Source organism: Staphylococcus sp. HMSC061G12 (assembly GCF_001838465.1).
In the GTDB taxonomy this organism is placed as follows: Bacteria; Bacillota; Bacilli; order Staphylococcales; family Staphylococcaceae; genus Staphylococcus; species Staphylococcus simulans.
On the sequence record NZ_KV837070.1, the window covers coordinates 6530 to 22020 of the forward strand.

Genomic DNA, 15491 nt, shown 5'->3' on the forward strand with positions numbered 1-15491 from the left:
TTTGTCTTGATAGACATCTTTTGTTTTACCTTTGTAAATTAAATCCATTTCATTTCACTCCTCAAGTATTACTCATGTTTAGTATAAGTGAATTTCTCTTTTATATAAATACAAAAGTATGAAAATATGATGGCATTGCTGCATTTTAAGCTAAAAAGGCAAGGTGCATGCAAGACTAAAGCTGCTTTAAGCTGCAATTTATTTATGCAAAGTATAAAAAATAACAGAACGGAGATAAACACAACAAAATAATTAAAAACACCCCATAATGTCTATGAATTTTGGACATTATGGGGTGTTAGTAGTTTACTAATCTAATTTGAATTTAAATAATTTGTCACGAACAAAAATTAAGAAGAGATGATATGCCTATGAACAGATACGATTGCCTATAGCTCTCTAAATAGACCTACAACTTTACCTAAAACAGATACATGTTCTAAGTAAATAGGTTCCATTGTACTGTTTTCAGGTTGTAATCTATAACGATGTTTTTCTTTGTAGAAGCGTTTTACAGTTGCTTCATCATCTTCTGTCATAGCTACAATAATATCACCGTTTTCTGCTATAGTCTGACTTCTGACGATGACTTTATCTCCATCTAAAATACCAGCTTCAATCATACTGTCTCCAACAACATTTAAAATGAAAATGTCGCTGTTATGTGTTGATGTAAAGTGTTCTGGTAATGGGAAGTATTCTTCTACATTTTCTACTGCTGTGATTGGGACACCGGCTGTGACTTTACCAATAACTGGTACATGGATAGTACCTTCGATTTCAGCAGCATCTTCAATTTGGTCGCTGACAATTTCAATTGCGCGTGGTTTTGTAGGGTCACGACGAATATACCCTTTGCTTTCTAATCGTGATAGATGCCCGTGTACAGTAGAGCTTGAAGCAAGTCCGACTGCTTCACCGATTTCTCTGACACTTGGCGGATAACCTTTTGTATGAACGACTTGTTTTATATATTCATAAATTTCGCTTTGACGCTTCGTAAGTTCAGTCATTTATATGCACATCCTCTTCTAGTTTGTTCTTATTATATCACGTTAATATAGCCTTTACAAACATTTGTTCGTAAAAGTGTTGACACCGAACAATCGTTCTGATATTGTTTAAATACAAACAAATGTTCTAGGGGTGTTCGAATAATGATTAGGAAATATCAAACTAGTTTTTTACTATATACAGCAGTATTGTTAATGTCTTTTATGTTAGTTTCAGCGTTTTTAATCGGTGCAGAGCAGTCAAGTAATGAGGAACAAGTGTACGAAATGACAGATCATACACTTCCAACTAAGGTAGAACAAAAAGCCGAACATGAGCAACAATATATAGAACAGGGCGAACAAAATAACAGACCTATCGTCGCAACTGTTCACTGATTTAAAAATAAAGTGTATTGATTATACTGCTAACACGATGTGTTCTATGGTGTAAGGTTGCTGTAAGTGGGAATAAGTTTAGTAGAACATATTGATTTTATTTTGAGCGATTGTTTGCTAAGATAAATAATCATCAGACTAATGGAGGTCGATAGCATGGCAGATCAACATAAAGAAACAATTAACCGTATTAATGAACTTTCTAAGAAGAAAAAAGAAGAAGGCTTAATAAAAGAAGAAGCGAAAGAAAGAGCAGAGTTACATCAAAAATATCTTGAAACATTCCGCGAAGGTTTCAAACAACAAATTGAAAATACAAAAGTATTAGATCCTGAGGGAAATGATGTAACACCAGAAAAATTAAAACAAGTACAACGTGAGCAAAATAAAAGACAATAAAACTCAATATACTACAATAAATGTAGAGCTTTTAGAACAGAATAATTGATGTTCTAAAGGCTCTTTTTTCATGAAAATGTATATTTTGATTGTTTTAATCACTTTTATTATATTTGATAGCGATTTCATGAGGACAATAAATGTTAAACTTAACTAATTTAATGTATAATGGCATAAAATCATGCTGTATAGAAAGGAAGTTTTATTGATGTTCGATAAAAGAGATGAGCTTGCAATCAATACAATCAGAGCATTGAGTATTGATGCAATTGAAAAAGCAAATTCTGGTCACCCAGGATTACCGATGGGTGCTGCACCAATGGCATACACATTATGGACAAGACATTTGAACTTTAACCCTAATTCAAATGAATACTTTAACAGAGATAGATTCATCTTATCTGCAGGGCACGGTTCTGCATTACTTTACAGCCTATTACATGTATCAGGCAGCTTAGAATTAGAAGAATTGAAACAATTTAGACAATGGGATTCTAAAACTCCAGGACATCCTGAGTTCAGACACACACAAGGTGTCGAAGTAACTACAGGTCCACTTGGACAAGGTTTCGCAATGTCAGTAGGTATGGCAATGGCAGAAAACCACTTAGCAGGTAAATTCAACAAACCAGATGCCGAAGTCGTAAATCATTACACTTATGTTTTAGCTTCTGATGGTGACTTGATGGAAGGTATTTCTCATGAAGCAGCTTCATTAGCAGGTCACTTACAATTAGACAAATTAATCGTGTTATACGATTCAAATGATATTTCACTTGATGGTGATCTTGATAAAGCATTCTCTGAAGACATCAAAAAACGTTTTGAATCATATGGTTGGAACCACATCTTAGTTAAAGATGGTAATGATTTAGAAGAAATTAATAGTGCCATTGAAAAAGCTAAAGAACAAAATGGTCCAACTATGATTGAAGTTAAAACAGTTATTGGTTACGGTTCACCAAATAAATCAGGTACACATGGTGTACATGGTGCGCCACTTGGTGATGATGAACGTACATTAACATTAGAAAACTATAAATTGGATCCAGAAAAACGTTTCTACGTTCCGGATGAAGTTTATGATGTCTTCAATGAAACTATGTTGACACGTGCAACTGAAAACGAAGAAGCATGGAAAGCTTTAGTTGAAAAATACGCAGAATCTTATCCAGAATTAGCACAAGAATTCAAAGATGCGATTGCTGGTAAATTACCTGAAAACTATGAAGCAGAATTACCAGAATTCGAAGTCGGTTCAGAAAGTGCTACACGTGCAGACTCAGGTGAAGTCATTCAAGCACTAAGCAAATCTGTACCTTCATTCTTCGGTGGTTCAGCAGACTTAGCTGGTTCAAACAAATCAAATGTTAAAGATGCACCAGACTATGATCGCAATACACCTGAAGGTAAAAATATTTGGTTCGGTGTTAGAGAATTTGCGATGGCAGCAGCTGTAAACGGTATGGCAGCACACGGTGGAGTAAATCCTTACGGTGCGACATTCTTCGTGTTCAGTGACTACCTAAAACCAGCATTAAGACTTTCAGCAATTATGGGTCTTAACTCAACATTTATCTTTACACATGACTCAATCGCTGTAGGTGAAGATGGTCCAACTCACGAACCGATTGAACAATTAGCAGGTTTACGTGCAATTCCTAATATGAATGTGATTCGCCCAGCAGATGGTAACGAAACACGCGTAGCTTGGGAAGTTGCATTAGAAAGTGAACAAACACCAACTTCATTAGTATTAACACGTCAAAACCTTCCAGTATTAGATGTTTCTAAAGAAACAGTAGAAGAAGGTGTGCGTAAAGGTGCTTATGTAGTATATGAATCTGAAGAAAATCCAGAATATCTTGTATTAGCTTCTGGTTCAGAAGTAAGCTTAGCAGTAGAAGCAGCAAAAACTTTTGCGGATAACGGCAACTCAGTACGTGTTGTTTCTATGCCGAACTGGCATGCATTTGAACAACAACCAAAATCTTACCAAGATGAAGTTATCCCACCAACAATTAAAAAACGTTTAGCGATTGAAATGGCTTCTTCATTAGGTTGGCATAAATATGTCGGCTTAGAAGGCGAAGTACTTGGTATCGATCGTTTCGGCGCAAGTGCACCAGGCGGATTAGTTGTTGAAAAATATGGCTTCACTAAAGAAAATGTTTTAAAACTTTTGAATAACCTATAAGTTTTGAATTAAGATAAAGATAAGAGCTATTCTACAATTGAAACACCCAAAATAGCGGTTAGCGTTTCAATGAGCTAGGAATAGCTCTTATTCTTATGTTTTAGTATCGATTCAACTTGAAAAGATGAAATTATTTTAGTAAAATGCTAAAGGATAAAGAAAGTGGGTGAGACAATGGCAACTTGGATAGCAATTTTATTAATCATTGCTGCACTTATCATCGGTTTAGTTGGTGGATTCTTCCTAGCAAGAAAATATATGATGGATTATCTTAAAAAGAATCCTCCTATCAACGAAGAGATGTTACGTATGATGATGATGCAAATGGGCCAAAAACCATCTCAAAAGAAAATCAATCAAATGATGACGATGATGAACAAAAACATGGATCAAAAAATGAAATAATCAGTATCTATAAAAAGAAAGTTGTGTGCAGCGGCATATAGCTTTCTTTTTATTTGTATTTATACATTTTCAATCGTTTTGATATGGAAATATAGACACAAAATGATATACTATGAAATGATTTCTCAGGATAGACTTAATGTAGAAAAGAAGGTGTCACGGTGTTATATCTTATATTCTCAGTCGGTGTCGCATTTTTAATGAGTATCGGCGTTATTATATTACGAATGAAAGCACAACAATATCCAGTCAATGAGAAGAAACTCATATTGCCGCCGATTTTTATGTCTACAGGTGCGCTGATGTATGTTATTCCTTATTTTAGAATCACAGGACTTGAAGCACTTGAAGCAATGGCAGTCGGGTTGATGTTCTCAATTGTATTGATTTGGACATCTCGTTTCGAGATAAAAGGCAAAGAGATTTATATGAAACGTTCAAAAGCCTTTCCAATCATTTTGATTTCCTTGCTAGTGATTCGTACTGTTATGAAACTTGTTATCAGTAGTCAAATTGATCCAGGTCAACTCGGCGGTATGTTTTTCTTATTAGCATTTTCAATGATTTTACCATGGCGAATTGCGATGCTGATGAAATATAAAAAATTAAGAAAACAAATAGCTGATTGATGGATAATAGTAAATAAAACAATAAATATAATTTAAACGATGTTTTGCAATGATTGGTAAAGCATCGTTTATTTTTATTTTGGGTAAGAAATAAGCATAAAGAGAGGTGACTCGGAGTGAAACTCAAACATGTTATAGGTATTATTTCAGCGATTATTGCTGGGATGGTGTATACCTTTGCGAAATTTCAAAAGTTATATAAGTAGTCAATGATAAACGTCTATTCTCTATAAAGGGATGGACGTTTTGTATTATAATCAATAAAAGAGGTGATTAGATGAAAATCATACATACTGCCGATTGGCATCTAGGTAAAATTTTAAATGGGCAATCTTTTTTAGAGGACCAACGTTACATTTTAAACCAATTTATTGATGCGATGAAAGAAGAACAACCAGACGTCATTGTCATTGCAGGTGACTTGTATGACACGAGCTATCCAAATAAAGAAACAGTTAAATTATTAGAAGAAACAACAAGAACTTTAAACTTAACATTAAATATCCCACTTATCATTATTAGCGGTAACCATGATGGCAGAACACGATTGAATTATGGAGCTAGCTGGTTTGAGCATACGCAATTATATATTCGCACCAATTTAGACCGCATTGCAGAACCGATTACGATTAATGGTGTGAATTTTTATATGTTGCCATACGCAACTTTAGGAGAAATTCAGCATTTCTATCCAGAAGAAAAATTGAAGTCCTACGATCAAGCAATTCAATGTTGTTTAAAACATATGACAGCACAATTAGACTCTAATCAAACTAATATATTAGTCGGTCATCTGACTGTTTCAGGCGGCATAAAGTCAGATTCAGAACGTGAGTTATCTATTGGAACAGTTGAAGAAATACCGGAAAATGTTATGAAGCAATTTGATAGCGTACTCTTAGGCCATTTACATCATCCATTCAGTATTCAATCAGATTTTGTTTATTACAGTGGCTCACTCTTACAGTACTCATTTTCAGAAACGAAACAAGCAAAAGGTTATCGTAAATTAACTGTAGATGAAGAAGGATACATTGAATCTATTTTCATTCCACTCAAACCATTGAGAGAATTAGAAGTCGTTGATGCCACTTATGAAGAAGCAATTCAAGAAAATGCACAAGTTAAAAATAAAGAAAACTACATCCATTTCAATTTAACTCAACTTTCACATGTTAATGATCCGATGATGAATTTAAAACAAATCTATCCTAACGTATTAGCACTATCTAATCAGAGTCGAACGTTTGAAGTACATGAAACACAAAATGCGATTAAACAAATGACAGATAAAGAAATTATTGAAGATTTCTATGAAAGCATGACACAAAAATCATTAAGCAAAGTACAAGAACAAAAAATTAATGACCTGTTAAATCGCATGAATCGAGGTGAAGAAGCATGAGACCATTGACATTACATTTAGAAAACTTCGGGCCTTTCTTAGACGAAACAATAGATTTTTCTAAACTAGAGGATAACGAACTGTTTTTAATCAGCGGTAAAACAGGTTCAGGAAAGTCTATGTTATTTGATGCGATTGTCTATGCTTTATTTGATGAAGCTTCTTTAGAAAGCAGAAAAGGCAAAGAGCTTAGAAGTCATTTCGCAGATGGTAAATCACCAATGGTTGTCACATTTGAATTTCGATTGAAAAATCGTTTATTTAAAGTCGTCCGACAAGCACCCTTTGTGAAAGAAGGAAATAAAAACGAGACAAAAGGCGAAGCACTAATTTACGAGTGGAAAAATGACGGCTATGAACTTATAGAAAGTCGAATCAGACAAGGAAAAGAGTATCTGATCAGATTATTAGGCGTTAATGCCAGTCAGTTCAGACAATTATTTATTTTGCCGCAAGGTGAATTTAAAAAGTTTTTATTCTCTAAAAGTTCTGAGAAACAAACAATTTTACGTACATTATTCAACACAGTACGTTTTGATCACCTAAAAAAGCAACTAGAAGAAGAGATTAAAGATGAAAAACATCAAATTGAATTACGTTATCAAACAATTTCGCAACATTGGCAAAATGTAGATACTTTTGAAGATGAACATTTAGAAAATTTGAAAACAACACCAAGTATTCAAACAGATAAATTGATGTTGTATATCCCAGAATTTGAAACAACAGCTGAAACAATATTAAAACAACTGACAAAACAAAAAGAAAAAGAACAAAATGAATTTGAAAAAGCAGATGCTACGTATCGTAAAGCACTTGAACTGAATCAAAATATCAAAGCATTACAACAAGAACAAGAAAAGTATCAAAACTTAACAAATGAAGTACAACATATTGAATCGTTAGAAACACTTTTAAAACAAATGAGAGAAGTGCGTCCTTTACATCAAATTTTAACGACACTTGAACAATCGCGTGAAGATTACACACAAACGCAAGAAAGATCCGAAAATTTAACTAAACAGTTAAAACAAATTGAAACGCAATTAGAAGAAAGTAAACAACAGTTAAAACAATTACAAGAAAATCAATCACTAATCGAACAAGCACAACATTTTATAAGCGAAACTCAATATTTTTATAAAAATGCATCTCAATATCAAAGTGCTTATAAATTAATCGATGAGCTGACAGTTGAAGTGGAACAACTAGAAGATGCATTAAATGAACAACAAGCACATTTAAAACAACTTGATTCAATTCATGAAACAGTTCAACCGGATTACGAAAAAGTAAATCAACTAACACAGAAACTGTTTGAAATTGACAATGAAATTAAAGCAGCTGAACAATATCAAACTGCCTTTACGACATATCAAAAGCAAATACAAAATATTGAACGGCTAAAAACAATGCAAGAAGAAAATCAAACGGCCTTAAATGAACTAGAAGAAAAAATCAAAGCATTCAATACACATCAGTTAGAATTAGACAATCAAGAAACAATGATTCAAAAATTACAATCTATGTTAGAACCTGGTGATCAATGTCCAATTTGTGGTCATGAAATTACATCACTGTCAGATCATGTAGATTACGAACAATTAAGAGCTTATCGACATGAGCTTGAAAACTTACAAAAACAAAGAGATGAATTAAAAGCTAAAGCAGCCGAATTCAATACAGAAATAAAAATCGAGCAACAAGCAGTCAATACGTTTGAAGAAGCACATGGCACTGAAAATACCAAAGTGGATATAGAAACATTAAGAGAGAAATATAAAGATACAGAAACAAAAAAACAACAACAACAAAAAGCTAATGCTGAACTTGAAGAGAAAATAAAGCAAAAACAACAAACTAAAGAAGCAATTCAGTCATTACAGTTAAAAGTGGCCAATCAACAAGCAGAATTGACGAACCAGCAAAAACTGATTAAAGCGTTTGAATCAAATACTGAATATAAAGATGTAGTGGCGTTTAAAAATGATTATGAAACTAAAGAAAAAGAAGTTCGTCAATATGAAACACAACAGACAAAGTTAACTGAAAAAATAAGAGGGCTTGAACAAGACTTTGCATTAAAACAAAACTCGCTTCAAAGTGTTAATGAGCGTCTATCAGAACTCTCAGAACAAATCAAAAATCAAGAAACACAGTCTAATAAAGAAATGGAAACGCTAGGTATTCAATCACCAGATGAAGTGAAAAATGTTCTGGATAAAATGAGTGAGAAAGCATCTATAGAACAAGAAATTAAAGACTTCCGTGACGCTCAAGTTAAACTAGCCAGCCAAATTGAGAATTTAAAACAATTGGTACAAGGACAACCTGAACCAGATTTAGAAAGTTTGGAAGCGCAACTTCAAGAGGCGAAAGAGAAGTTAGATGTGCAAACGCGACAAGTGAATGAACATGAATTCAAAATCCAATCTAATCAAAAAGAATTTAAGGCGTTAAAAGAGAATATAACAACGTTACAGCAAGAATTAGCTGATCAAGAAGAGATTTTCAGACTTTCAGAAATTTTATCTGGAAAAAATATTCAAAAACTAACATTAGAAAACTTTGTGTTGAGATATTACTTGAATTTGATTATTGATAATGCGAATAAACGTTTCTTTCAGATGACAAATCAACGGTATAAATTGGTGAGAAGCGAAGCGGTGTCAGTAGGTTACAGTGGATTAGATATAGAAGTCTTTGACTGGTATTCTAATAAATCACGACCGATTAGTACATTGTCAGGCGGAGAATCTTTCCAAGCTGCATTAGCCTTAGCGTTAGGCTTAAGTGAAGTGGTACAACAAGAATCTGGCGGTATTACGTTAGAAGCTATCTTTATCGATGAAGGATTTGGAACGCTAGACCAAGAAACGTTAGAAACAGCATTGGATACATTGATTAATATTAAAACATCAGGTCGAATGGTGGGGATTATTTCTCATGTCAGCGAGTTAAAACAACGCATTCCAAGTATTTTACAGATTCATTCAAATGGTTATCAAAGCCATGCAGAATTTAGATTTCAATAAAAAAAGCAATGCCGCAGTTATTAAAATTGCGGCATTGCTTTTTATTTTGTGCTAAATCTTATTGATCAGATGGGTTGTTCTGTTTTTGAAGTAAGTCTCTGATTTCAGTTAATAAGATTGTATTTTCTTCTGGTTCTTCTTCAACTTCTTCTTTCTTCATCATAGTGTTAGCTACTTTGACGAATAAGAATAATGCAAAAGCGACGATTAAGAAATCAATAATCGATTGAATAAATAAACCATATTTAATACCGAACATTGACCAGTTTTTCGCAAAATCTACTGTTCCGAAAATCAAACCGATTAACGGCATAATAATATAAGTGACAAGTGATGTAACAATCTTATTGAATGCAGCTCCCATTACTACTGCGACAGCTAAATCTAATACATTTCCTTTAAACGCAAACTCTTTAAATTCTTTAAACACGAGTATGTCCTCCTAAATTTACTAAAGTTAATTATACATTAATGTTTTAAGTAATAAAATACATTTTTTTAGATGTTTGATTTTTTACTAATAGTAAGCGTTTGCTTAAAAAAAGTTAAAAATTCTTAGTTTTTTATCTGGTAAGAGGGTATGTTAAAGTAATGTATAATTTCAATGTAAGAAATCAAGTTGTTTATTGCTCAATGTATTTTTAATAAAATTGATTTTTATACGATTGTATAATCAATTTTCCTAAATTTGCCTATACAACTTGATTTTGTTATGATTATACTTGGTTTTTCACTAAAATGATATTTTGTTATAAAATATCAAAAGCATATCATTGACAACAAAATAAATCAGAAAGGGAGTAATTGATTATGGATTCTTCTCAAAGAGGTAAGAAGCTCTCACCAGTCTTTATTTACGCTTCAATTATTGTACTTATTGTAGTACTCGCTGGTGCAATCTTCCCATCACAGTTTGATCATGTAACGAATACAATCAAACTATGGATTACCGATAAATTGGGTTGGTATTACTTAATCTTAACTACAATCCTAGTATTCTTCTGTGTTTTCCTTATCTTCAGTCCAATCGGAAAACTGAAACTAGGTAAGCCTAACGACAAACCTGAATTCAATACGATTTCATGGTTTGCGATGTTATTCAGTGCCGGTATGGGCATCGGTTTAGTATTCTATGGTGCAGCAGAACCAATGGGACATTTTGCGGCGCCGCCAAATGCGAAACCTGAAACAGCTCAAGCCTATACTGAAGCGTTACGTTCTACGTTCTTCCACTGGGGCTTCCATGCATGGGCAACTTATGGTGTAGTAGCATTAGCACTTGCTTATGCACAGTTCAGAAAAGGAGAACCAGGTTTATTATCTAAGACTTTACGTCCTATTTTAGGAGATAAAGTAGATGGACCTGTGGGTACTATCATTGACGTATTAGCAGTCTTCGCGACTGTTGTTGGTGTAGCAGTATCATTAGGTATGGGTGCACTACAAATCAATGGTGGTTTACATTACTTATTCGGCCTTCCAAACAATGTTTGGGTACAAGGTATTATTATCGTTGTTGTGACTATCATGTTCATCGCATCAGCATGGTCTGGTATCAGTAAAGGGATCCAATACTTAAGTAACTTAAACATCGGTTTAGGTACAATCTTAATGATTGTTGCATTAATTATTGGTCCAACTGTTCTAATCTTAGACATGTTGACAAGCTCAACAGGTAGCTTGTTGAACACATTCTTAGCCAACAGCTTTGATACAGCAGCATTAAACCCACAAAAACGTGAATGGATGTCAGGTTGGACACTATACTATTGGGGCTGGTGGTTAAGCTGGAGTCCATTCGTAGGTGTGTTCATTGCGCGTGTATCTAAAGGACGTTCAATTCGCGAATTCGTTTCAGGCGTGCTATTAGTACCAGCATTAGTCAGCTTCATTTGGTTCAGTGTGTTTGGTGTACTAGGTATTGAAACTGGTAAAAAACACAAAGAAATCTTTGAAATGTCACCTGAGACACAATTATTCGCAGTATTTAATCACTTGCCTTTAGGCATTATATTATCAATTGTTGCGTTACTATTGATTGCATCATTCTTCGTTACTTCTGCAGACTCAGCAACATTCGTATTAGGTATGCAGACTTCTTATGGTTCATTAGAACCAGCGTCGTACATTAAAGTAACTTGGGGTATTGCGCAATCATTAATCGCGTTTATCTTGTTATTCTCAGGTGGAGATACAGGCTTGAACTCACTGCAAAGTGCAGCGATTATCAGTGCCTTGCCATTCTCCATTGTGATCATATTAATGATGATTGCCTTCTACAAAGATGCGAACCGTGAACGTAAGTTCTTAGGCTTAACATTGACGCCTAATAAGCATCGTTTAGAAGAATATGTGAAATATTCACAACAAGATTATGAAGAAGATATTCTAGAAAAACGTAAAGTACGTCAACAATCACAAAATCTTGATTCTTAATTGAATTATAGATGCGTTGTCTTTCAATTATTAAATTGAAAGACAGCGCATTTTTAATTTTATTTAGGCTAAATAAATGAAAATTATTCTCAATACATAATAGATACTTATTACACGAAGTGGATATGATAAGATATACTTATACATACTGATTATAAAACAAAAACAATGAACATTTGGTTTTTAATGAATATCAGTTGTATTCGCTATCATATCAATATACAATCTAAGTAAAGGCATAATATTAATCAGGGGGGATTTAGATGTCTTCTAACTTAAAAGAGCAAGCAAAGAAAACGTTTACTTTAAACGACAATACGTATACTTTTTACGATTTGCAGTCATTAGAAGAACAAGGTTTAACTAAAATCAACAAATTGCCATATTCAATTCGAGTACTATTGGAATCGGTATTACGCCAAGAGGATGGCTTCGTAATTACTGATGACCATATTAAAGAATTAGCGAAATTCGGTGATGGCGCTGAAGGTGAAGTACCATTTAAACCGTCTCGTGTTATCTTACAAGACTTCACAGGTGTACCAGCAGTTGTTGACTTAGCTTCATTACGTAAAGCAATGGATGATGTAGGCGGCGATATTAATAAAATTAACCCGGAAGTACCTGTAGACTTAGTTATTGACCACTCAGTACAAGTAGACAGCTATGCGAATCCAGATGCATTACGTCAAAACATGAAATTAGAATTCCACCGTAACTTCGAACGTTACCAATTCTTAAACTGGGCAACAAAAGCATTCGATAACTACAATGCTGTACCACCAGCAACAGGTATCGTACACCAAGTTAACTTAGAGTACTTAGCTAACGTTGTACATGCAAGAGACGTAGATGGTGAAACAGTAGCATTCCCAGATACATTAGTCGGTACTGACTCTCATACGACAATGATCAACGGTCTTGGCGTATTAGGTTGGGGTGTCGGCGGTATTGAAGCTGAAGCAGGTATGTTAGGTCAACCTTCATACTTCCCAATTCCAGACGTAATCGGTGTTCGTTTAGAAAACCAATTACCACAAGGTGCAACAGCAACTGACTTAGCTTTACGTGTAACTGAAGAGTTACGTAAAAAAGGCGTAGTTGGTAAATTCGTAGAATTCTATGGTCCTGGTGTTCAACACTTACCATTAGCTGACCGTGCTACAATCGCTAACATGGCACCTGAATACGGTGCAACATGTGGTTTCTTCCCAGTTGATGAAGAATCATTAAAATATTTACGTTTAACAGGCCGTACTGAAGAACAAATTGAATTAGTTGAAGAATACTTGAAACAAAACCATATGTTCTTCGATGTGGAAAAAGAAGATCCTTCTTACACAGATGTTCTTGAATTAGACTTATCTACTGTAGAACCTTCTTTATCAGGTCCTAAACGTCCACAAGACTTAATTAAATTAGGCGACATGAAACAAGAATTCGAAAAAGCAGTGACTGCACCAGCAGGCAACCAAGGTTTCGGATTCGACGAATCTGAATTCGATAAAGAAGCAACAATCGAATTCGCAGATGGCCACACTGCTGAAATGACAACAGGTGATATCGCTATTGCGGCAATCACTTCATGTACAAACACATCTAACCCATATGTAATGTTAGGTGCTGGTTTAGTTGCGAAAAAAGCAGTTGAAAAAGGCATGAAAGTACCTGAGTACGTGAAAACATCACTTGCACCAGGTTCTAAAGTTGTAACTGGCTATTTAGATGATTCAGGCTTACAAGAGTACTTAGATGCATTAGGCTTTAACTTAGTAGGTTATGGTTGTACGACATGTATCGGTAACTCAGGTCCATTATTACCAGAAATTGAAAAAGCAATTTCAGGCGAAGACTTACTTGTAACTTCTGTATTATCTGGTAACCGTAACTTCGAAGGTCGTATCCACCCATTAGTAAAAGGTAACTACTTAGCTTCACCACCATTAGTTGTGGCATATGCTTTAGCAGGTACTGTAGATATCGACTTACAAAATGACCCAATCGGTCAAGACAAAGATGGCAACGATGTATACTTAGATGATATCTGGCCATCAATCAAAGAAGTTGCTGATACTGTTGAAAGCACTGTTACACCTGACTTATTCCGTGAAGAATACTCAGATGTATACACAAATAACGAAATGTGGAATGAAATTGAAACTACGGACCAACCATTATACGACTTTGATCCTAACTCAACTTATATCCAAAACCCTACATTCTTCCAAGGTTTATCAAAAGAACCAGGAAAAATCGAACCGCTTAAAGATCTACGCGTGATGGGTAAATTCGGTGACTCAGTAACAACTGACCACATTTCACCAGCGGGTGCAATCGGTAAAGATACGCCAGCAGGTCAATACTTGCAAGAAAATGACGTACCAATCAGAGAGTTCAACTCATACGGTTCTCGTCGTGGTAACCACGAAGTAATGGTAAGAGGTACTTTCGCAAACATCCGTATTAAAAACCAATTAGCGCCAGGTACAGAAGGCGGCTTCACAACTTACTGGCCTACAGGCGAAGTAATGCCAATCTATGACGCAGCAATGAAATACAAAGAAGACGGTACTGGATTAGTTGTCTTAGCAGGTAACGACTACGGTATGGGATCTTCTCGTGACTGGGCTGCTAAAGGTACAAACTTACTAGGCGTTAAGACAGTTATTGCACAAAGCTACGAACGTATCCACCGTTCTAACTTAGTAATGATGGGTGTATTACCGCTTCAATTCCAAGACGGCGACTCAGCTGACAGCCTTGGATTAGATGGTACTGAAGAAATTTCAGTAGACATCGATGAATCTGTAAAACCACATGATAAAGTTAAAGTAACTGCTAAAAAAGAAAATGGCGAAACAATCGAATTCGATGTAATCGCTCGTTTCGATTCACAAGTTGAATTAGACTACTACCGTCATGGCGGTATCTTACAACTTGTATTACGTAATAAATTAGCAAATGCGTAAGGCATCAACCTTATTTTGATAGAACTTGATGTGAGGCTAAGATGGTGTGAAACTGTCTTAGCCTCTTCATTTTGTGCTATGATAAAACATGGAATGAGAATAGAAAGTGTGGCGTAAAAATGATATACAGTATTACTGAAATAGAAGCAAGATACCAAGAAACTGATAAAATGGGATTTATTTATCATGGGAACTATGCGACATGGTTTGAAGTTGCTCGTACAGACTATATAAGCAAGCTTGGCTTTAATTATGCCGATATGGAAGCGCGTGGCATCATTTCTCCAGTCACGCACTTAGATGTGAAGTTTATTAAACCTGTGACTTATCCTGAAAAAGTAAGAATAAAAACATGGGTAGAACGCTATTCACGTTTACGTTCTTTATATCGTTATGAAATTTATAACGAAAAAGGAGAAATTGCGACAACAGGTTCAACTGAGCTGATATGTATGACAGAAGATACGCATACACCGATTCGTTTAGATCGTTATTTCCCAGACTGGCACGAAGTCTATCAAGAAGTAGAAAAACGAAACAAAGCTGGCGAACAATTTGAAGTGACTGATGGGATTCAATAATTAAATGAACACAAAAAGGGGCTGGGACATAAATACAGTCCAAA

Annotated in this window: 12 protein-coding genes; 10 read left to right on the forward strand and 2 right to left on the reverse strand. The window is 34.8% G+C overall.

Features of this window, described 5'->3' with window-relative positions:
• Positions 1 to 389 precede the first annotated feature (389 nt).
• Positions 390 to 1013 carry a transcriptional repressor LexA gene (gene lexA, locus HMPREF2937_RS06940; RefSeq protein WP_023015256.1) on the reverse strand — a complete coding sequence of 208 codons (624 nt, stop codon included), beginning with the start codon at positions 1011 to 1013 and terminating at the stop codon, positions 390 to 392.
• A gap of 144 nt (positions 1014 to 1157) precedes the next feature.
• On the opposite strand from lexA, the gene sosA reads away from it, so the two are divergent.
• The 7 genes from sosA to sbcC all read left to right on the forward strand — a co-directional run bounded on the left by sosA (position 1158) and on the right by sbcC (position 9461).
• On the forward strand, positions 1158 to 1391 hold the full coding sequence (gene sosA, locus HMPREF2937_RS06945; protein ID WP_002480852.1) for a DNA damage-induced cell division inhibitor SosA: 234 nt from the start codon (positions 1158 to 1160) through the stop codon (positions 1389 to 1391).
• 156 nt (positions 1392 to 1547) lie between these two features.
• Positions 1548 to 1790, forward strand: a complete 243-nt coding sequence (locus HMPREF2937_RS06950) for a DUF896 domain-containing protein (protein WP_070864285.1) — start codon at positions 1548 to 1550, stop codon at positions 1788 to 1790.
• 208 nt (positions 1791 to 1998) lie between these two features.
• Entirely contained in the window at positions 1999 to 3987 is a 1989-nt protein-coding gene (gene tkt, locus HMPREF2937_RS06955) for a transketolase (protein ID WP_002480854.1), read from the forward strand.
• A gap of 174 nt (positions 3988 to 4161) precedes the next feature.
• Complete coding sequence (locus HMPREF2937_RS06960; protein ID WP_023015255.1) at positions 4162 to 4392, forward strand: YneF family protein; 231 nt, start codon at positions 4162 to 4164, stop codon at positions 4390 to 4392.
• Between the two features lie 161 nt (positions 4393 to 4553).
• Complete coding sequence (locus tag HMPREF2937_RS06965) at positions 4554 to 5021, forward strand: CcdC family protein (RefSeq protein ID WP_002480856.1); 468 nt, start codon at positions 4554 to 4556, stop codon at positions 5019 to 5021.
• Between the two features lie 277 nt (positions 5022 to 5298).
• A complete protein-coding gene (gene sbcD, locus HMPREF2937_RS06970) occupies positions 5299 to 6426 on the forward strand; it encodes an exonuclease subunit SbcD (RefSeq protein WP_070864286.1) in 1128 nt (375 codons plus the stop codon).
• Complete coding sequence (sbcC, locus tag HMPREF2937_RS06975; RefSeq protein ID WP_070864287.1) at positions 6423 to 9461, forward strand: exonuclease subunit SbcC; 3039 nt, start codon at positions 6423 to 6425, stop codon at positions 9459 to 9461. Before sbcD ends, sbcC begins: the two co-directional genes overlap by 4 nt.
• A gap of 58 nt (positions 9462 to 9519) precedes the next feature.
• Here sbcC and mscL read toward each other — a convergent pair whose 3' ends face one another.
• On the reverse strand, positions 9520 to 9891 hold the full coding sequence (gene mscL, locus HMPREF2937_RS06980) for a large conductance mechanosensitive channel protein MscL (protein WP_002480859.1): 372 nt from the start codon (positions 9889 to 9891) through the stop codon (positions 9520 to 9522).
• Positions 9892 to 10271: 380 nt separating this feature from the next.
• Here mscL and HMPREF2937_RS06985 point away from each other — a divergent pair, with 380 nt between their 5' ends.
• The 3 genes from HMPREF2937_RS06985 (at position 10272) to menI (ending at position 15447) form a co-directional block, all read left to right on the forward strand.
• On the forward strand, positions 10272 to 11897 hold the full coding sequence (locus HMPREF2937_RS06985; protein WP_070864288.1) for a BCCT family transporter: 1626 nt from the start codon (positions 10272 to 10274) through the stop codon (positions 11895 to 11897).
• Positions 11898 to 12160: 263 nt separating this feature from the next.
• A complete protein-coding gene (gene acnA / locus HMPREF2937_RS06990) occupies positions 12161 to 14866 on the forward strand; it encodes an aconitate hydratase AcnA (protein ID WP_070864289.1) in 2706 nt (901 codons plus the stop codon).
• A 119-nt stretch (positions 14867 to 14985) separates the two neighbouring features.
• Positions 14986 to 15447 carry a 1,4-dihydroxy-2-naphthoyl-CoA hydrolase MenI gene (gene menI, locus HMPREF2937_RS06995; RefSeq protein WP_002480862.1) on the forward strand — a complete coding sequence of 154 codons (462 nt, stop codon included), beginning with the start codon at positions 14986 to 14988 and terminating at the stop codon, positions 15445 to 15447.
• Positions 15448 to 15491 lie beyond the last annotated feature (44 nt).

What these genes read in the sequence shown, in the direction of transcription:
- lexA (WP_023015256.1), bottom strand. Translation starts at nt 1,013, where the DNA reads ATGACTGAACTTACGAAGCGTCAAAGCGAAATTTATGAATATATAAAA.
- sosA (WP_002480852.1), top strand. Translation starts at nt 1,158, where the DNA reads ATGATTAGGAAATATCAAACTAGTTTTTTACTATATACAGCAGTATTG.
- HMPREF2937_RS06950 (WP_070864285.1), top strand. Translation starts at nt 1,548, where the DNA reads ATGGCAGATCAACATAAAGAAACAATTAACCGTATTAATGAACTTTCT.
- tkt (WP_002480854.1), top strand. Translation starts at nt 1,999, where the DNA reads ATGTTCGATAAAAGAGATGAGCTTGCAATCAATACAATCAGAGCATTG.
- HMPREF2937_RS06960 (WP_023015255.1), top strand. Translation starts at nt 4,162, where the DNA reads ATGGCAACTTGGATAGCAATTTTATTAATCATTGCTGCACTTATCATC.
- sbcD (WP_070864286.1), top strand. Translation starts at nt 5,299, where the DNA reads ATGAAAATCATACATACTGCCGATTGGCATCTAGGTAAAATTTTAAAT.
- sbcC (WP_070864287.1), top strand. Translation starts at nt 6,423, where the DNA reads ATGAGACCATTGACATTACATTTAGAAAACTTCGGGCCTTTCTTAGAC.
- HMPREF2937_RS06985 (WP_070864288.1), top strand. Translation starts at nt 10,272, where the DNA reads ATGGATTCTTCTCAAAGAGGTAAGAAGCTCTCACCAGTCTTTATTTAC.
- acnA (WP_070864289.1), top strand. Translation starts at nt 12,161, where the DNA reads ATGTCTTCTAACTTAAAAGAGCAAGCAAAGAAAACGTTTACTTTAAAC.
- menI (WP_002480862.1), top strand. Translation starts at nt 14,986, where the DNA reads ATGATATACAGTATTACTGAAATAGAAGCAAGATACCAAGAAACTGAT.